Origin of the sequence: Frateuria defendens (assembly GCF_001182895.1) — a bacterium.
GTDB lineage: Bacteria > Pseudomonadota > Gammaproteobacteria > Xanthomonadales > Rhodanobacteraceae > Frateuria_B > Frateuria_B defendens.
Genome location: NZ_LFQR01000037.1, coordinates 1 through 17,659 on the forward strand (window position 1 = coordinate 1; position 17,659 = coordinate 17,659).

The 17,659-nt window shown below is 70.0% G+C and carries 12 protein-coding genes; 5 read left to right on the plus strand and 7 right to left on the minus strand.

The genetic code is table 11. The features are described 5' to 3' along the window. Positions 1-208: 208 nt before the first annotated feature. Positions 209-607 (minus strand): hypothetical protein, encoded by a 399-nt coding sequence (locus tag ACH65_RS06010; protein ID WP_049621681.1) that lies wholly within the window; start codon positions 605-607, stop codon positions 209-211. A gap of 240 nt (positions 608-847) precedes the next feature. Here ACH65_RS06010 and ACH65_RS06015 point away from each other — a divergent pair, with 240 nt between their 5' ends. Beyond that, a complete protein-coding gene (locus ACH65_RS06015) occupies positions 848-1,648 on the plus strand; it encodes an SDR family oxidoreductase (RefSeq protein WP_049621682.1) in 801 nt (266 codons plus the stop codon). Positions 1,649-1,887: 239 nt separating this feature from the next. On the opposite strand, the gene ACH65_RS06020 is transcribed toward ACH65_RS06015, so the two are convergent. Both ACH65_RS06020 and ACH65_RS06025 read right to left on the minus strand, forming a co-directional pair. Then, a complete protein-coding gene (locus ACH65_RS06020) occupies positions 1,888-2,742 on the minus strand; it encodes a fructosamine kinase family protein (RefSeq protein WP_049621683.1) in 855 nt (284 codons plus the stop codon). A gap of 7 nt (positions 2,743-2,749) precedes the next feature. Then, on the minus strand, positions 2,750-3,235 hold the full coding sequence (locus ACH65_RS06025; RefSeq protein WP_082190165.1) for a low molecular weight protein-tyrosine-phosphatase: 486 nt from the start codon (positions 3,233-3,235) through the stop codon (positions 2,750-2,752). 243 nt (positions 3,236-3,478) lie between these two features. Between ACH65_RS06025 and ACH65_RS06030 the strand changes: the two genes are divergently transcribed. Further along, entirely contained in the window at positions 3,479-3,676 is a 198-nt protein-coding gene (locus ACH65_RS06030; RefSeq protein WP_049621685.1) for a KGG domain-containing protein, read from the plus strand. Between the two features lie 94 nt (positions 3,677-3,770). Here the strand turns inward: ACH65_RS06030 and ACH65_RS06035 are convergent, their stop codons facing one another. The 3 genes from ACH65_RS06035 to ACH65_RS06045 all read right to left on the minus strand — a co-directional run bounded on the left by ACH65_RS06035 (position 3,771) and on the right by ACH65_RS06045 (position 5,955). After that, on the minus strand, positions 3,771-4,043 hold the full coding sequence (locus tag ACH65_RS06035) for a hypothetical protein (RefSeq protein WP_153242497.1): 273 nt from the start codon (positions 4,041-4,043) through the stop codon (positions 3,771-3,773). 127 nt (positions 4,044-4,170) lie between these two features. Then, on the minus strand, positions 4,171-5,100 hold the full coding sequence (locus ACH65_RS06040; protein ID WP_049621687.1) for a 5'-nucleotidase: 930 nt from the start codon (positions 5,098-5,100) through the stop codon (positions 4,171-4,173). Positions 5,101-5,193: 93 nt separating this feature from the next. Further along, on the minus strand, positions 5,194-5,955 hold the full coding sequence (locus ACH65_RS06045) for an NAD kinase (RefSeq protein WP_049621688.1): 762 nt from the start codon (positions 5,953-5,955) through the stop codon (positions 5,194-5,196). A 575-nt stretch (positions 5,956-6,530) separates the two neighbouring features. Between ACH65_RS06045 and ACH65_RS06050 the strand changes: the two genes are divergently transcribed. Continuing rightward, a complete protein-coding gene (locus ACH65_RS06050) occupies positions 6,531-7,421 on the plus strand; it encodes a lysozyme (protein ID WP_082190166.1) in 891 nt (296 codons plus the stop codon). Positions 7,422-7,567: 146 nt separating this feature from the next. Here the strand turns inward: ACH65_RS06050 and ACH65_RS06055 are convergent, their stop codons facing one another. Beyond that, positions 7,568-12,496: an NAD-glutamate dehydrogenase gene (locus ACH65_RS06055; RefSeq protein ID WP_049621689.1), complete on the minus strand. Its 4,929-nt coding sequence runs from the start codon at positions 12,494-12,496 to the stop codon at positions 7,568-7,570. 476 nt (positions 12,497-12,972) lie between these two features. Here ACH65_RS06055 and ACH65_RS06060 point away from each other — a divergent pair, with 476 nt between their 5' ends. Continuing rightward, positions 12,973-14,178, plus strand: coding sequence for an efflux RND transporter periplasmic adaptor subunit (locus ACH65_RS06060; RefSeq protein WP_049621690.1), 1,206 nt, complete (start codon positions 12,973-12,975; stop codon positions 14,176-14,178). A 15-nt stretch (positions 14,179-14,193) separates the two neighbouring features. Beyond that, positions 14,194-17,457, plus strand: coding sequence for an efflux RND transporter permease subunit (locus tag ACH65_RS06065; protein ID WP_049621691.1), 3,264 nt, complete (start codon positions 14,194-14,196; stop codon positions 17,455-17,457). Positions 17,458-17,659 lie beyond the last annotated feature (202 nt).

Here is a 17,659-nt window from a genome sequence, read left to right on the forward strand (position 1 = left end):
GTGCGCACAGGGATGTGCGCGGCTCTTCCGGGGCCCCTGGGGTGCGGCGAGGGGGGAGCGAAACCCCGGCCAAGGGCCGGCCAGTCTGCGATGGGATTTCAACAACAGGATTGGGCTTCAACAACACTGCACGCTTTCCCTCTCGGACACCAGCAGGAAGATCGTAAACAGGCTGCGCAGCGGCGCTCACGCATTCAGGCACCACCGATCAGGGATAGCCCCAGGGCCCCGCAGCGGGAAAGCCATGCCCGTTGGCCACGCCGATGTGCACGTCGAAGCGGTTGTTGTCGTCGGTGCGGTGGCTGATGTCGAGCTGCGCGGCATTGGTGACGCCGGTGCCGAAGCCCTTGGCGTAGCCAATCGAGGTGCTCACGCTGCCGTGGATCTGGGTCGGCTTGCCCGCGTCCGGGTCGGGTGCCTGCGCTTGCTCGTCCTCGTCGCCGCGGCGGCCGCTGGTATCGCCGTAGTACACGCCGGGCGCCGTCGAGACCGAGGCCGGCGCGGTGTCCGGGTGCAGCTTCAGGTCCAGCGGACGGTTCGACTGCGACTGCGCCAGCACGGGGGCGGCGGCGAACAGGAACAGCGCGGCGGTGACGAGCGGTTTCATGGCGTATTCCGGAAGCGGCGGACGAGGTGGCCCACGTCCCTCTTGAGACCGGCGATCGGGCCGTGGGTTCACCGCTGCATCAACGCGCCACGCGCCGTGGCGATGACAGCGCGGCGCCCGGTCCCGCAAACCTGCGTGCGCGCAAGGCGGCCCCCATGTGCGTGAAGGCCACGCCCGTGATCCCCTCGCCCCGCCGCACTACGCTAGTGCTTTCCCTCCCCTGCCCAACGGAGAACCGCCATGCCGCTCACGCCCGCCACCGCCGAGTTCGACGCCAGCCCGCTGCGCGGCCGCGTGGTGCTCATCACCGGCGGCGCGCAGGGCATCGGCCGCGGCGTCGCGCAAGCCGTGCTCGGCGCGGGCGGCTCGGTGATGATCGGCGACCTCGATGCCGAGGCCGGGCGCGCCTGCCTCGCCGAGTGGCAAGCCGGCGAGCGCGCCGCCTTCCGCCGCCTGGACGTGTCACGCGAGGCCAGCGTGCGGCGCTGGGTCGAGGCGGCGCAGGCATGCTTCGGCCGTCTCGATGGCCTGGTCAACAACGCAGGCATCGCCGATCCGCACAGCGGCCCGCTGGAACGGCTCGAACTGGCGCAATGGAACCGCTACCTCGCCACCAACCTCACCGGCGCCTTCCTGTGCAGCAAGCACGCACTGCCGTCGCTGCGGCAGGCGCGCGGCGCGGTCGTGCACATCGCCTCGACCCGCGCGCTGCAATCCGAGCCGGACACCGAAGCCTACGCGGCGAGCAAGGGCGGCCTGACGGCGCTGACGCATGCGATGGCGGTGAGCGCGGGGCCGCAGGTGCGGGTCAACGCCATCCTGCCCGGCTGGATCGCCACCGACGCCTGGCGCAAGCCCGATGCACGCCGCCGACCCAAACTCAGCCGCCGCGACCACGCCCAGCATCCCGCCGGCCGCGTCGGCACGCCGGAGGACATCGGCACACTGGCGGTGTGGCTGCTCTCCGACCGGGCCGGCTTCGTCACCGGGCAGTGTTTCGTGGCCGACGGCGGCATGACGGTGAAGATGCAATACGCCTAGGGACCGCACACGACCCCGGAAGCATGCCTGGAATCGGCACGGGCCTTGCGTTCGCCCTTCGGGCCGGCCTCGCCGTCCGCACGCGCTCCAAGCGCGTGCGTGGACAAGCTAAAGAGAAGTAACTCGCTCATCGGCAGATGAGCGAAACACCGGCCACAAAGACCGGCCAGCATGCGGCAAGCCCTCGACAACACGGCACATCCCCTCACACCCCATCTCGGTAGACCACGCACAGGCTCTCAGCACCCGAACCGCGCCAGCGTGCGCTCCACCGCCCCCACATAGCTGCCGCCGAACAACTCCACATGCACCAGCAGCGGATAGAGGTTGTACAGCTCGCAGCGCCGCTCGAAGAAACCGGGCGCGAGCTCCCGCACCTCGGCATAGCCCTGGAAGAACGGCGCGCCCACGCTGTCGAACAGCATCGCCATCGCCAGGTCCACCTCGCCGTGCCCGTGGTAGAGGGCCGGGTCGATGAAGGCGGCCAGCGCGCCGCGGCGGCCGAGCATGTTGCCGCCCCACAGGTCGCCGTGCACCAGGCTGGGCATGGCGGGCTCGTCCAGCCAATGCTCCAGCCGGCCCGCCAGCGTATCCAGGCGCCGGCGCAACGCGGCCGGCAGCCGTCCGGCGGCCAGCGCGTGGTCCGCACGATGCAATAGCCGCTGGTCGCGGAAGAACGCGAGCCAGCTCGCCGTGGACGGGTTGGGCTGATGCAGGCTGCCGATCACCGTGTCGTAGCGGTAGCCGTAGCGCTCGCCCGCCGGCGCCGCATGCAGGCGGGCGATGGCCCGGCCAGCCTCGCGCTGGGCGCCGGCGTCCAGTCCGCCGGGCGCGTGCTCGATCCAGGCCAGCCCGAGCAGCGTGTCGTCGCCGCCCAGCACGTCCGGCACCGGCAGGCCGGCCGCGCGCAGGTCGGCCAGCATGCGCGCCTCCAGCCGCAGCGAAGGCTGGCCGGCGCGCGCGCACTTGATCATCGCCCGCTCGCCGTCGGCGAACACGGCGCACAGGCTGCGCGCGATGTCGCCGCCGCCCACCGGCAGCAGCCGCACCGGCCGCCGGCCCAGCATGCGCTCGACGTGGCCCGCATCGTCCATCGCGCGCCTACGCGGCCACTTCGCGCGCCAGCTCCGCGAGCAGGGCATCCACGCCGCGCTCGATCAGGTCGAAGGCCTCGACGAAGGCGGCGGGCGGGCCGAACCATGGATCGGGCACGTCCTCGCCGGCCAGCTCGGGCACGTAGTCCAGCAGCAGGCGCACCCTGCCCTCCTGGCCCGGCGGCGCGAGGCGGCGCAGGGCCGCGCAATGGGCGTGCGTCATGCCGACCAGCCAGTCGAAGCGTGCGAAGTCGCCGGGCTCGACCCGGCGCGCGCGGTGCGCCGGCATGGCGACGCCGCGCCGGCGCGCTTCGACCACGGCGCGCCGGTCGGGCGGATTGCCCAGCTCCTCGCCGCTGACCGCCGCGCTGTCGACCTCGATGGACAACCCCGCCCCGCGCGCCTTGTGCAGCAGCAGCGCATGCGCGGTGGGCGAGCGGCAGATGTTTCCCGTGCAGACGAACAGCACGGCCTGTGGCCTGGAATTCGACAAGGCGTCCTCGCGAAAAAAGTTCGTCAAAGCATTGCAAACCTAGCAACACGCCAAAGCCCGATCAAACGCTTGCAGGCGAAGCCGCCGCGCGCCGCCGGACGCTCCGCGCGCGACGGTCACGCCCTGGGCACATCTGCCCAAGGCCACTTCATCCCCACCCCACGGATTGTTTATGCGCGGGCGCGTAGGGTCGGAAGCGTTCGCTGAACTGGCGGACCTTGGTACGACATCCGGAGGAACGATATGGCCAACCAACCCAGCAAGCGCGGCTTCGCATCCATGGATGAAGAGAAACAACGCGAAATCGCAAGCAAGGGCGGCAAAGCCGGTGGTGGCGACCATGCCACCCACGAGCAGCACGTGGCCGCTGGCAAGCAGAGCAGCGGCGGCACTCACGAGCAGCACGTCAAGGCCGGCCAGCAGAGTCACAAGAACACCTGACCCCAACCCCGTTCAACGCACAGGGCGGAGGGCGGCCGCAAGGCCGCCCTTTTAGTGGTGGCCGCCCACACGGCCGGCCACGCCTGGCCCGCGATCAGGGTTCGGCCACGCCCACCGCCGGCTGCCGGGCCGCCTGCCGACGCAGCGTCTCGGCCGTCTTCGCCATGGTGCGCTGCCCCGGGCAGGCGATGCTGACGCATTGGTAGTACTCGGCCATGCATTCGTCCCAACCCTTCGTGCAGTTCTGCAGGGCGAGCAGGCACGGCGGACAGCTGCCGCTGACCTGGGCCGAGGATTCGGCGCCGCCGAGGCCGGCAAGGCCGGCGAACAGGAACATTTGGACAACAAGGCGATTGCGCGTCTTCATCACGATTCCCCTTGACGCCGCCGGTCTGGCGGCCGTCCATTTATCGCGCCGCAGGCGCCATCCTGCAACGCGCCGCGCCGCGCCGGATGGCGGTGGCACGGGGTTCGGGGCCGCGGAAACCGCGGCCTCAGACGTTGCTCACGCCATGCGGCACGTGGCCGGTGGCGACGTGCCGGCGGGCGGACTCCACGTTGGCCGGCGAATCGTCGAAGAAGATGTCGGCGCCGAAGGCGTCCAGGAACGGCCCCTTGTCGCGCCCGCCGAGGAACAGCGCCTCGTCGATGCGCACGCCCCAGCGGCGCAGGGTGAGGATCACCCGCTTGTGCGCCGGCGCCGAGCGCGCGGTGACCAGGGCGGTGCGGATCGGCGAGTCCTCGGCCGGGAACGCCGCCTGCAGGCGATGCAGCGCGGTGAGGAAGCCGCGGAACGGGCCGACCGAGAGCGGCTCCTGCGCGCGCGCCACCTCGCTGCGATGGAAAGCGTCCAGCCCTTCCTCGCGCGAGACGCGCTCGCCCTCGTCGCCGAAGATCACCGCATCGCCGTCGAAGGCGATGCGCAGTTGCTCGCTGGCCCGCGGCGGCGCCCCGGACGGCAGGATGGTGGCCGCCGCCACGCCGGCGACCAGCGCGCGCCCCACGTCTTCCGCGTTGGCGGAGAGGAACAGGTCGGCCTTGAACGGCGCGATGTAGTCGGAGGTCGGCGCGCCGCTGGTGAAAGCGGCGCGGCTGATCTCCAGGCCGTAGTGCTGGATGGAATTGAAGATGCGCAGCCCGGTGTCGCCGGAGTTGCGCGAGAGCAGGATCACCTCCACCGGCGGCACGTCGCCGGCCAGCCGGTTGAGGCCGAGCAGCTTCTGCACCAGCGGGAAGGCCACGCCCGGCGCGAGGATCTCCTCCTCGTGCTCGATCTGGAACGCGCGGTAGGCGTCCAGCCCCTCCCGCTCGAACAGCGCGTGACTGTCGCCCATGTCGAACAGCGCCCGCGAGGAGATCGCCACCACCAGGCGGTTGTCGCTGGGCGAGGAAGGATCGTGGGCGTTGCCGGCTGGCTGGGTCATGGGGGCAATCTACTGCGAAGCGGGGCAAAGGGTAGCGGAAACGCCGCGCGCCTCATTCACTTCGCTGCCGGTTCCATCCGTGTGCCGTGGGGCTCAATCCTGCGCGAACTGCTCGTCCAGGATGCGCTGTTCCAGGTTGTGCTCCGGATCGAACAGCAGGCTCACGCCCCGCCCCTCCGCCTGGCGCACGTCCACGCGCAGCACGTCGCGCATTTCGTGGAAGTCGGCGGTGGCGCTCACCGGGCGCTTGCCGGGGTCGAGGATGCGCAGCGAGACCTCGGTGCGGTGCGGCAGGATCGCGCCGCGCCAGCGGCGCGGGCGGAACGCGCTGATCGGCGTCAGCGCCAGCACGTTGGCGTCCAGCGGCAGGATCGGCCCGTAGGCGGAAAGGTTGTAGGCGGTGGAGCCGGCCGGCGTGGCGACCAGCACGCCGTCGCACACCAGCACGGGCAGCTTCACCTCGCCGTCGAGCTTCACTTCCAGGTGCGCGGCCTGGTTGCTCTGCCTTATCAGCGACACTTCGTTGAAGGCGAGCGCCTTGCGCTCGACGCCGGCGACGTCGACCGTGTGCATCTCCAGCGGATGCAGCACCGCCGCGTGGGCCTTGGCGATGCGCCCGGGCAGGTCCTCCGCCCGGTACTTGTTCATCAGGAAGCCGACCTGGCCGAGCTTCATGCCGTACACCGGCACCTCGAGCGCGCGGTAGGTGTGCAGCGTGCGCAGCATGAAGCCGTCGCCGCCCAGGGCCACGATCACCTCCGCCTCCGCCGGCGGCACCTCGCCGTAGCGCTCGACCAGGGCATGCCGCGCCTCTTGGGCGACGCTGGTGTGGCTGGCGACGAAAGCTAGGCGCATGGGGCGACGGGGCAGCGAAGAAGCATCGAGCTTACGATACGGCGCGAGGCGAGGCCATGACGAGCCGAGCCCGCGCCGGACCGCTGCGGCGTATCGGCGCAGCGCCGGGCGAAGGCCAGGTACGCGCGCACGATGCGCAAGGAAATGCGTGCCATCGCATTCGCCGCGGCGCACGCTGCGATGGCGTAGCCAGAACCGGCCATGCCTTCCGCATCGCGGCAAGGGGCCGCGCATCCGGTCACGGTTTCGCCCTTGCCTGCATGGCATAAGTGCATTCGCCCGGCCGCATGCAGCAGGCGGCCGGGGACGTGAGTGACAGGCGCAGGCATCGGGGTCCGGCATACGGCGCAGCGCGTCCGCCTGCCAAACGCCTCCCCAGGGGAGCCTCGATCTTTCCGGCACGAGAGCTCGACAGGCCCAGGCACGCGGGCAGCGGCTCTTGCGCCTGTTGCGTCAAGCCGCGCGGCGCCGGCCATCGCCTGCGGGCCCACGCGCCCGCCTGCCCTGCCGGAAGCGGAGCGGCCTCAAGCCCGGCGCCTGCACTCGAAATTCCATTCACAGGATGAGGGAATGACATGCTCAAGCTTGCTCGCACCATCGCCGTATCGCTCGCCGTCTCCACCGGCCTCCTCGGCGCCGGCCTGACCCACGCCGAACAGGGCCAACCCCAGCAGCCGGGCCTGGATTTGCACGCGCTCGACCGCCTGAACCCGGACATCCCGCTCGACCTGGCCGCGCGCATCGCCGTGCTCGACCACCCCATGGGCTCGCAGATCCGCCTGCACGAGGGCAACCGCTACCAGCCGCAGGTCAATACCATGCTGTTCGCCGCCGCCACCGGCTCGGTGGCGGGCATGGACGTGAGCGGCTGGCAGGGCAACGTGAACTGGAGCGGCGCATGGAGCAACGGCGCACGCTTCGCCTACGTCAAGGCCACCGAGGGCACCGGCTACACCAACCCGTACTTCGCGCAGCAGTACAACGGCTCCTACAACGTGGGCATGATCCGCGGCTCCTACCACTTCGCGCGGCCGGACGTGTCGAGCGGGCACACGCAGGCCGACTACTTCGTCAATCACGGCGGCGGCTGGTCGGGCGACGGCAAGACGCTGCCCGGCGCGCTGGACATGGAGTACAACCCCTACGGCGCCACCTGCTACGGGCTCAGCCAGAGCGGCATGGCCGCCTGGATCAGCGACTTCAGCAACGAGTACCACCTGCGCACGGGTCGCTGGCCGGTGATCTACACCAGCAACAGCTGGTGGACGCAGTGCGTGGGCACCTACGGCAACTTCAGCAACAGCAGCCCGCTGTGGGTGGCGCGCTACTCGACCTCGCCGGGCACGCTGCCCTACGCCTGGGCCTACTACACGCTCTGGCAGTACGCCGACTCGGGCACCTTCCCCGGCGACCAGGACACCTTCAACGGAGCGTACGACCGGCTGCAGGCGCTGTCGAACGGCTAAGCCTCTGTCCAGGCTCCCTCCCCTGCGCGCAGGGGAGGGTTGGGAGGCCATCCTGGCCTCGCGCGGCAAGGATTCCCCCCGGCCTCGACGACGGCAAGGAGGCCGCCGCACCTATTCCCTATTCCCCACTCTCTATTCCCGGCCCTTCAAACCGGCACCTGCGCCAGCTGCGCCAGGCGACGCACCGCGACCGAGGCGATCGGGTAGTCGGCGTTCTGGGTGAGGATCTCCGCCAGCATGCTGCGGGTGTAGCGCAGGGTGGCGTCGTCGCGTTCGAGCCAGCTCCGCACCGGCGCGGCGGCGTCGGCGCGTCCCCTGGCCCAGGCCAGCACCTGCTGCGCCAGGGCGCGGTGCTGGTGGTTGAGTTCGTCCAGCAGCGAGCCGCGCGCCTGCGCGTGCCAGTGGCCTTCCACCGGCAGCGCCTCGATCTGGTTGCGCAGCCACTCCAGGTCCAGCGCCTCGCCCAGGCCGTAGAACACGTTGGCGACCTTGGCGATCGGCTCGCCACTCTGCTGCGCCACCTCGGCCATGTCCAGCACCGCGCGCAGCACCGGCATGCGGGCCAGCCGCACGGCCAGCCCGGCCGGCATGCCCAGGCCTTCCCACTTCTCCTGGGTGGAGGCGAAGTCCTCGCGGCCGGTGGGGGGGAGCGCGTCGGGCAGCGCCAGGCGCAGCGCAGTCACGCCGGCGCGGTAGCGCTCCACGTTGGCGGCGATGTCCAGCGTGCCGCCGGGGCGGTTGAGCAGCCAGCGCGTGAGGTGCCGCAGCAGCGACCAGATCTGCAGCACCGCGTCGAGCTGGGTGGCCTCGGCCACCTTGCCGTCCAGCGCCTCGATCTGCGCCCACAGCTCGCGCGCGTCGAGGATCTCGCGCGCCGCCGTGTACGCCTTGGCGATCGCCGCCGGGCCCTGCCCGGTGTCCTCCTGCATGCGCATCATGAAGGTGGCGCCCATGCGGTTGATGGTGGAGTTGGTCACCGCGGTGGCGATGATCTCGCGCTTGAGCCGGTGGCGCTGCATGTGCGCGGCGTAGGTCTCGTGCAGCGGCGCGGGGAAGTAGCGCACCAGCTCCTTGGACAGGTATGGGTCTTCCGGCACGTCCGAATCGAGCAGTTGCTGGTACAGGCGGATCTTGTCGTAGGAGAACAGCACCGCCAGTTCCGGCCGCGTCATGCCCTGGCCGCGCGTCCGGCGCTCGGTCAGCTCGGCCTCGCTCGGCAGGTTCTCCACCTGGCGGTCGAGCAGGCCCTCCAGCTCCAGCGTGCGGATGAAGTGCGCCAGCGAGCCGATGCGCCGCACCGACTGGCGCTCCATCAGGGTGATCGCCTGGTTCTGCCGGTAGTTGTCCCACAGCACCAGCTGGCCGACCTCGTCGGTCATCGCGGCCAATTGCTTGTTGCGCGCCTCCACCGTCAGCTCGCCGCGCTGCACGGCGTCGTCGAGCAGGATCTTGATGTTCACCTCGTGGTCGGAGGTATCCACGCCGGCGGAGTTGTCGATGAAGTCGGTGTTGAGCAGCACGCCGTGCTGCGCGGCCTCGATGCGGCCCTTCTGGGTGAAGCCGAGGTTGCCGCCCTCGCCCACCACCTTGCAGCGCAGTTCCACGCCGTTGACGCGCAGCGCGTTGTTGGCGCGGTCGCCCACCTCGGCGTGGCTCTCGGCGGCGGCCTTGACGTAGGTGCCGATGCCGCCGTTCCACAGCAGATCCACCGGCGCCTTGAGGATCGCGCTCAACAGCTCGTTCGGCGACAGCTGCGCCACGCCGGCCTTCAGCCCCAGTGCCGCGCGCGCCTCGGGCGACACCGGGATGGCCTTGAGCGTGCGCGGCCACACGCCGCCGCCGGCGGAGATCAGCGACTTGTCGTAGTCGTCCCAGGAGGAGCGCGGCAGCTTGAACAGCCGCTCGCGTTCGGCGAAGGAGCGCGCCGCGTCCGGGTTCGGGTCGATGAACACGTGGCGATGATCGAACGCCGCCAGCAGCCGCGTGTGCTTGGACAGCAGCATGCCGTTGCCGAACACGTCGCCGGACATGTCGCCGATGCCCACCACGGTGAAGTCCTGGCCCTGCGTGTCGCGGCCGAGCGCGCGGAAGTGGCGCTTGACCGACTCCCACGCGCCCTTGGCGGTGATGCCCATGCCCTTGTGGTCGTAGCCGTTGGAGCCGCCGGAGGCGAAGGCGTCGCCGAGCCAGAAGCCGTGCTCCACCGAGATGGCGTTGGCGATGTCGGAGAAGGTCGCCGTGCCCTTGTCGGCGGCCACCACCAGATACGGGTCGTCGCCGTCGTGGCGCATCACCTCGTGCGGCGGTACCAGCTTGCCCTCGACCAGGTTGTCGGTGATGTCGAGCAGGCCGGCGATGAACATGCGGTAGCAGGCGATGCCCTCGGCCAGCTGCGCGTCGCGGTCGCCGCCCTGCGGCGGGCGCTTGACGTAGAAGCCGCCCTTGGAGCCCACCGGCACGATCACCGTGTTCTTCACCATCTGCGCCTTCACCAGGCCCAGCACCTCGGTGCGGAAATCCTCGCGGCGGTCGGACCAGCGCAGGCCGCCGCGCGCCACCGGGCCGAAGCGCAGGTGGATGCCTTCCACCCGCGGCGCGTAGACGAAGATCTCGCGGTACGGCACCGGCTTGGGCAGCTCGGGCACCTGGTGCGAGTCGAACTTGAAGCTGACGTAGGGCCGCCAGGCGCCGTCCCACTGCTGGAAGAAGCTGGTGCGCAGGGTGGCGCGCACCAGCGCGCGGAAGCTGCGCAGGATGCGGTCGTCGTCGAGGCTGGCCACGCCCTCCAGCAACAGGCCGATGACCTCGTCGATCCGCCTAGTCTGCTCAGCGCGCGGCAGCGAGAGCACCGCGACCAGGCCATCGACCAGGTCCGGGTGCACCTCCTGCGTGGCGGGCGGGATCAGCGCGCGCATTTCCTCGGCCAATGCCTCGCCGGCCTCATGCAGGGCCTCGGCGGGAAGCTGCTCGCGGCGCGGGTCGAACTTGGCCAGAAACAGCTCCACCAGCAGGCCGGCGATGGCCGGATAGCGGTTGAGCGCGTCCTCCATGTAGGCCTGCGAGAAGGCCACGCCGGTCTGCAGCAGGTACTTGCAGTAGCCGCGCAGCATCGCCACCTGGCGCCAGCTCAGCTTGGCGCCGAGCACCAGGCGGTTGAAGCCGTCGTTCTCCGCGTTGCCGCGCCACACCTGCTCGAAGGCGTGCTCGAACAGCGAGCCCACCTGCTCCACGCTGAAGGTGAGGTTGCCGACCGGCTGCACCTCGAAGTCCTGGATGAACAGCGGCGTGCCGCCGGTGCGGATGTCGTAGACGTGCTCGGTGAGCACGCGCAGGCCGAGGTTCTCCAGCTGCGGCAGCACTTCGGACAGGGCAATGTCCGAGCCGGAGCGGTAGACCTTGAAGCGCAGCGCCCCGGGGCGCTGCGGCGGGTGGTAGAAGGACATGCGCACGGCATCGTCCCCGTCCAGCAGCGCGAGCTGGTGCACGTCCTCGGCGGCCACCGCCGGGCTCACGTCCTCCACGTAGCCGGCCGGCAGCAGCCGGCCGTAGCGGTTGGCGAGCACCACGCCGTCGTGCTCGCCGCGCGCGGCGACCAGCTCGGCGCGCAACTCGTCGTGCCAGTTGCGCACGATGGCGGCCACGTCCTGCTCCAGCGCCGCCGCGTCGTAGGCGGCGCGGTCGCCCACCTTGGGGCGCACCACCAGGTACAGGCGCGCCAGCGCGGCCTCGCCAAGCAGCACCTGGGAGTCGAGCTGCTCGCCGTGCAGCGCGTCCTTCAGCCGCTGCTCGATGCGCTCGCGCACCGCGGTGTTGAAGCGGTCGCGCGGCACGAACACCAGGCAGGTGTAGAAGCGCTCGTAGCGGTCGCGGCGCACGAACAGGCGCGTGCGGGCGCGGTGGCGCAGCTCGAGGATGCCGTTGGCGGTGGCGGCCAGCTCGTCCTCGCCGCCCTGGAACAGTTCCTCGCGCGGCAGCGTCTCCACGATGTGGCGCAGCGACTTGCCGAGGTAGGAGTCGCGCTTGAGCCCCGAGCGCTCCATCACCGCCTCCACCTTCTGGCGCACCAGCGGCACGTCCTGCGGCCGCGCCATGTAGGCGTTGGAGGAGAACAGGCCCAGGAAGCGCTGCTCGGCCACTGGCTTGCCGGCGGCGTCGAACCGCAGCACGCCCACGTAGTCCATGTAGCCCGGCCGGTGCACCACCGAGCGCGCGTTGGTCTTGGTGAGGATGATGGCGTCGATCGCGCCCGACTGCGGCAGGCCGCTGGCAACCAGGCTGCGCAGCGAACGCGGCGCCACCGAGCGCTCGCCCTTGTGCAGGATGCCCAGGCCCGATTCCTCCAGCGGACGCAGCACTTCCTCGCCGCCGGCCTCGACCACTTCGTACTCGCGGTAGCCGAGGAAGATGAAATGCTCGTCGGTGAGCCAGCGCAGCCATTCGCCGGCCTCGTGCACCGCGGCGGCGTCCAGCGGCAGCCGGCGCTGCGGCAGCTCGTCGGCGATCTGGAGCGCCTTGGCCTTCATCGCCGGCCAGTCGCGCACCGCCACGCGCACGTCTTCCAGCGCCGCTTCCACCGCCGCCTTCAGCTGCGCCAGCTCCGCTTCGCCGGCGGCGCGGTCGACCTCGAAATACATCACCGACTCGGCCACGCCGTCGTCGGCGCCCAGCTGCAGCAAATGCCCCTGCGCATCGCGGCGGACCGCGACCACCGGATGGATCACCGCGTGCACGCGCTGGCCGGCCGAGGCCGCCATGGTCACCGTGTCGACCAGGAACGGCATGTCGTCGGTGACCACCTCGACCAGGCTGCGCCCGGCGAAACCGCCCTCCGGGCTGAACACCCGCACCGCCGCCGTGCCGGGCCGGCGCTGCTGCATGAATTCCAGCAGGCCGCCGATCCGCTCGGCCCATTCCGCCGGCGTGTGCAACTCCACGTCGCTGCTGTCCGCCCGGGCGAAAAAGGCGTCGATAAAAAATTGCGCCTCGGGGAGGCGCGCGGGCGGAAAACCGTTTTTCGTCAGCTCCTCGAAAACAACCGACGGGATCGTGTTGCGGACCGCGTGAATGACATTCATGGCATCAACTGTGGGTCGGGAGGGAGCGCAAAGCCCGAAAAGGATACGCTGCGCAACATGGCGAATCCACCGCCGCAGCATCGGCGCCCGCACGCGCCGGCAGGTGGCGCCGGGACACGTCCGCACGGTGTTTTTCGCGCGCCGCGGGCACCGCCGCGCCGGCGCTGGCATGCTGCCCGATGAACGGGGCGCTCACCGCCGCCGGCGCGCTCTTTTGCGCACAGCCCGGAAGCCTTCGCAAGTGCGGGTCCGCACCGGTTCCCAAAATATGAACTGGTCAGTATAGTTCCGCTCTGGCTCCCCCTCCGGCCCGCCCCTTCGACCGTTCCCCCTTGCTGCATCGGGTCGTGGAAGCGCGGTGCCGGAAGTTATCGCGGCATCGTAAGCTTCCGCCTTCCGCCGGCGAACCGACCCAACAATAAGAAAGCCGATCCACCGAAGTCGACCACCATCCAATATTTAGAGACGGAGTCCCCATGAAGTCCTCGACACTGCGCACCTCCGCACTGTGCCTCGGCGTGCTCGCGCTGGCCGCCTGCGGCAAGAAACAGGGGCCTCCGCAGATGCCGACGCCCGAGGTGGGCGTGGTCACTGCGCAGCCGCAGAACGTGCCGCTGACCAAGGACCTGGTCGGCCGCCTCTCCGCCTACCGCAGCGCCGACGTGCGCGCGCGCGTGTCCGGCGTGGTGCTCAAGCGCGTCTATCAGGAAGGCACCGACGTCAAGCAGGGCCAGCTGCTGTTCCAGATCGACCCCACCGTCTACCAGGCCGCGCTCAACGCCAACCTCGCCACGCTGGCGCAGAGCCAGGCCAGCTACGCCAACTACCGCGCCATCGCGCGCCGCTACCGCGACCTGCGCCCGCAGGGCTACATCTCGCAGCAGGACCTGGACACCGCCGAGGCCAACGAGCGCACCGCCGCCGCCGCGGTGAAGCAGGCCCAGGCCAACGTGGAGAGCGCCCGCGTCAACCTCGGCTTCACCCGCGTGGTGGCGCCTATCGACGGCCGCGCCGGCCAGCAGCGGGTCACCGAGGGCGCCATCGTGGGCAACAGCAACGTCGACGGCGGCGTCAACGCCACCCTGCTGACCACGGTGGACCAGCTCGACCCGCTGTACGTGAACTTCACCGTGAGCTCGGCCGACCTCGACCGCCTGCGCGCCGCGCAGAGCGCCGGCAGCGTCAGCCTGTCCGACCAGGGCAAGACCACCGTGCAGGTCACCCTGCCCGACGGCAGCCGCTACGACCAGCAGGGCGCGCTGGACTTCTCCGGCGCCACGGTGGACCCGACCACCGGCACGATCAGCCTGCGCGCCCAGCTGCCCAACCCGCAGCGGCGCCTGCTGCCCGGCACCTACGTCACCCTCACCGCCAACCTGGGCCAGCAGAACAACGTGTTCCTGGTGCCCCAGCAGGGCATCTCGCGCGACGTCGCCGGCGCCTACGCGCTGGTGGTCGGCCAGGACGGCAAGGTGGCGCGCAAGAACGTCGCCGCCGACGTCATGAACGCGGGCAACTGGGTGGTCACCGGCGGCCTCGCCACCGGCGACAAGATCATCGTGTCGGGCCTGCAGTCCGTGCAGCCGGGCGCGCCCGCCAAGGCCTCGCCGTGGCAGCCGGCCCCCGCCGCCGGCCAGCCCGGCACGGCCGCCGGCGGCGCGAACGCCACGGCCGGCAAGTAAGGGAGCCCGATCGCCATGCCGAGTTTCTTCATCGATCGCCCGATCTTCGCCTGGGTGGTAGCCATCATCATCGCGATGGTGGGCGCCATCGCGATGTTCAACATGGGTATCGAGTCCTACCCCAACATCGCGCCGCCGCAGGTCACGGTGACGGCCACCTATCCCGGCGCCAACGCCGACACCATGGAGAAGAACGTCACCCAGGTGATCGAGCAGCAGCTCACCGGCATCGACCACCTGTTGTACTTCAACTCCTCCTCCAACGCCAACGGCTCGGCCACCATCACCCTCACCTTCGAGACCGGCACCAACCCGGACATCGCCCAGGTGCAGGTCCAGAACAAGGTGTCGCTGGCCCAGCCGCGCCTGCCCACGGCGGTGACCCAGCAGGGCGTGGTGGTGGCGAAGAACAACCCCGACTTCCTGATGTTCGTCTCGCTGGTGTCGAACAACCCCGCGATCGACGGGCGCCGCCTGGCCGACATCATCGCCTCGCAGGTGGGCGACCAGATCGGGCGCATCCCCGGCGTGGGCAGCACCCGCCTGATCGGCGCCGAGTACGCCGTGCGCATCTGGCTCAACCCGGACAAGCTGCAGGGCTACGGCCTCTCCGCCAGCGCGGTGCGCGACGCCATCGCCGGCCAGAACGTGCAGTTCGCCGCCGGCTCCGTGGGCGCCGACCCCGCGCCGAAGGACCAGGGCTTCACCGCTACGGTGTCCGCCGAGGGCCGCTTCTCCACGCCCGAGCAGTTCGGCGGCATCATCCTGCGCGCCAACAGCGACGGCACCGTGGTCAAGCTGAGCGACGTGGCGCGCATCACCTTCGGCCCGCAGTCCTACGGCCTGGCCTCCACCTGGAACGGCCAGCCGGTGGGTGGCCTGGGCGTGCAGCTGCTGCCGGGCGCCAACGCGCTGGACGTGGCCAAGGCGGTAAACGCGCGGATGGACGAACTGGCCCGCGACTTCCCGCAGGGCGTCAGCTGGTTCGCGCCCTACGACACCACGCCGTTCGTGCGCATCTCGATCGAGGAAGTGGTGCACACCCTGGTGGAGGCGATCATCCTCGTCTTCCTGGTGATGCTGATCTTCCTGCAGAACTTCCGCGCCACCGTCATCCCCACCCTGGTGATCCCGGTCGCCCTGCTCGGCACCTTCATCGGCCTGCTCGCGCTCGGCTTCACCATCAACCAGCTGACCCTGTTCGGCATGGTGCTGGCCATCGGCATCGTGGTGGACGACGCGATCGTGGTGATCGAGAACGTCGAGCGCATCATGACCGAGGAGCACCTCGCGCCGAAGGAGGCCACCCGCAAGGCGATGGGCCAGATCACCGGCGCCATCGTGGCGATCACCGTGGTGCTGGCGGCGGTGTTCGTGCCCTCCTCCTTCCAGGGCGGCGCCTCGGGCGTGATCTACAAGCAGTTCGCGCTGACCATCGCGGTGTCGATGGGCTTCTCCGCCTTCCTCGCCCTGTCGTTCACGCCGGCGCTGTGCGCGACCCTGCTCAAGCCCAACCACGAGCAGAAGAAGAACATCGTCTACCGCGGTTTCAACAAGCTGTTCGACAGGGTCACGCGCATCTACAGCGGCCACATCGGCAGCGCCGCGCGGCACGCGCCGCGCTGGATGCTGGTGTTCGTGCTGATCGCCGCGCTGGCGGGCCTGCTCTACACCCGCCTGCCGACCAGCTTCGTGCCCAGCGAGGACCAGGGCTTCGCGCTGGCCATCGTCAACCTGCCGCCGGGCGCCACCCTGCAGCGCACCCAGGGCGTGATGACGGAGATCCGCGAGCGGCTGCACAAGAGCCCGCTCAACGACGCCATCGTGGGCATCTACCAGATCAGCGGCTTCAGCTTCATCGGCCAGAGCGAAAGCACCGGCATGGCCTTCATCAAGCTCAAGGACTGGAAGGAGCGCGCGATCACCGCGGACCAGCTCATCATGCAGGCCAACGGCGTGCTGCATGGCATCCGCGACGCGCAGATCTTCGTGGTCAACCTGCCGACCATCCGCGGCCTCAGCCAGTTCGGCGGCCTGGACATGTACCTGCAGGCGCGCGCCGGCCAGTCGCACGGCGAACTGATGCAGGCGCTGGGCACCGTGCTCGGCAAGGCGCAGGGCAGCCCGGCCCTGTTCGGCGTGCGCCCGAACTCGCTGCCGGACGCCCCGCAGCTGGAGATGAAGGTGGACCGCGTGCAGGCGCAGGCGATGGGCCTTTCGGTCAGCGACGTCTACACCGCCATCCAGCTCACCCTGGCGCCGGTGTACGTCAACGACTTCGTCTATGGCGGCCGCGTGAAGCGCGTGTACCTGCAGGCCGACCAGCCCTACCGCATGGGCCCCGAGGCGCTGCAGCACGTGTTCAGCCCGAGCAGCCTCGCCGGCGGCGCGTCCGGCGTCGCCACGGACGGCAGCTCGGGCTCCAGCTTGGCGAGCGCGCCGCTCTCCACGACCAACCCGTACAACATGATCCCGTTGTCCAGCGTGGTGACGACCAAGTGGAGCATGGGCTCGCCCGCGCTCACCCGCTACAACGGCTACGAGGCGGTGGAGATCGTGGGCAGCGAAGGGCCGGGCTATTCCACCGGCCAGGCCATGGCGGTGCTGAACGGCATCGTCAACAACGACCTGCCCAAGGGCTTCGGCGCCGACTGGACCGGCCAGTCCTACCAGGAAATCCTCGCCGGCAACTCGGCCACGCTGCTGATGCTGCTGTCGATCTTCGTGGTGTTCCTGTGCCTCTCGGCGCTGTACGAGAGCTGGTCGATCCCGGTGGCGGTGCTGCTGGTGGTGCCGCTGGGCCTGCTGGGCACGGTGGTGTTCTCCATGCTGCGCGGCCTGCCCAACGACATGTACTTCAAGATCGGCATGATCACGGTGATCGGCCTGGCGGCGAAGAACGCCATCCTGATCGTGGAGTTCGCGGTGGAGCAGCAGGCGCACGGCAAGAGCCTGTTCGAAGGCGTGGTCACCGCCTCCCGGCTGCGACTGCGCCCGATCCTGATGACCTCGCTGGCCTTCATCCTGGGCGTGTTCCCGCTCGCCATCTCTACCGGTGCCGGCGCCAATTCCCGCCACTCCATCGGCACCGGCGTGATCGGCGGCATGATGTTCGCCACCTTCCTCGGCCTGCTGCTGATCCCGGTGTTCTACGTCACCGTGCGGCGCCTGCTGGGCGACAAGCTGGACGAACCCACGCCCGGCCCCCGCGACGGCAACGGGGACGGCGGCCATGGCGACATGCGCCCGTTCGACTCCGACCCGCATCGCGGCACGTGACCGCACGGCGACCTGCACAGCAAAAGCCCCGCCATGCCCTAGGCGTTCAGTTAATCTGTTGATGATGTAGTAAAGCCGGGCTCCGTGAGGAGTCCGGCTTTTTGCTTGAATTGCTCGGGCGGCTCTGGCCAGGCCAAGCGTACCGCCGCAGTGGCACGTGGCTCACCGATGCCGAGCACTCGGACCCACACCTGGTTCGGAC

Bases quoted from the DNA above. Each gene is read 5' to 3' on its own strand.
- ACH65_RS06010 (WP_049621681.1), bottom strand. From the start codon at position 607: ATGAAACCGCTCGTCACCGCCGCGCTGTTCCTGTTCGCCGCCGCCCCC.
- ACH65_RS06015 (WP_049621682.1), top strand. From the start codon at position 848: ATGCCGCTCACGCCCGCCACCGCCGAGTTCGACGCCAGCCCGCTGCGC.
- ACH65_RS06020 (WP_049621683.1), bottom strand. From the start codon at position 2,742: ATGGACGATGCGGGCCACGTCGAGCGCATGCTGGGCCGGCGGCCGGTG.
- ACH65_RS06030 (WP_049621685.1), top strand. From the start codon at position 3,479: ATGGCCAACCAACCCAGCAAGCGCGGCTTCGCATCCATGGATGAAGAG.
- ACH65_RS06035 (WP_153242497.1), bottom strand. From the start codon at position 4,043: ATGAAGACGCGCAATCGCCTTGTTGTCCAAATGTTCCTGTTCGCCGGC.
- ACH65_RS06040 (WP_049621687.1), bottom strand. From the start codon at position 5,100: ATGACCCAGCCAGCCGGCAACGCCCACGATCCTTCCTCGCCCAGCGAC.
- ACH65_RS06045 (WP_049621688.1), bottom strand. From the start codon at position 5,955: ATGCGCCTAGCTTTCGTCGCCAGCCACACCAGCGTCGCCCAAGAGGCG.
- ACH65_RS06050 (WP_082190166.1), top strand. From the start codon at position 6,531: ATGCTCAAGCTTGCTCGCACCATCGCCGTATCGCTCGCCGTCTCCACC.
- ACH65_RS06055 (WP_049621689.1), bottom strand. From the start codon at position 12,496: ATGAATGTCATTCACGCGGTCCGCAACACGATCCCGTCGGTTGTTTTC.
- ACH65_RS06060 (WP_049621690.1), top strand. From the start codon at position 12,973: ATGAAGTCCTCGACACTGCGCACCTCCGCACTGTGCCTCGGCGTGCTC.
- ACH65_RS06065 (WP_049621691.1), top strand. From the start codon at position 14,194: ATGCCGAGTTTCTTCATCGATCGCCCGATCTTCGCCTGGGTGGTAGCC.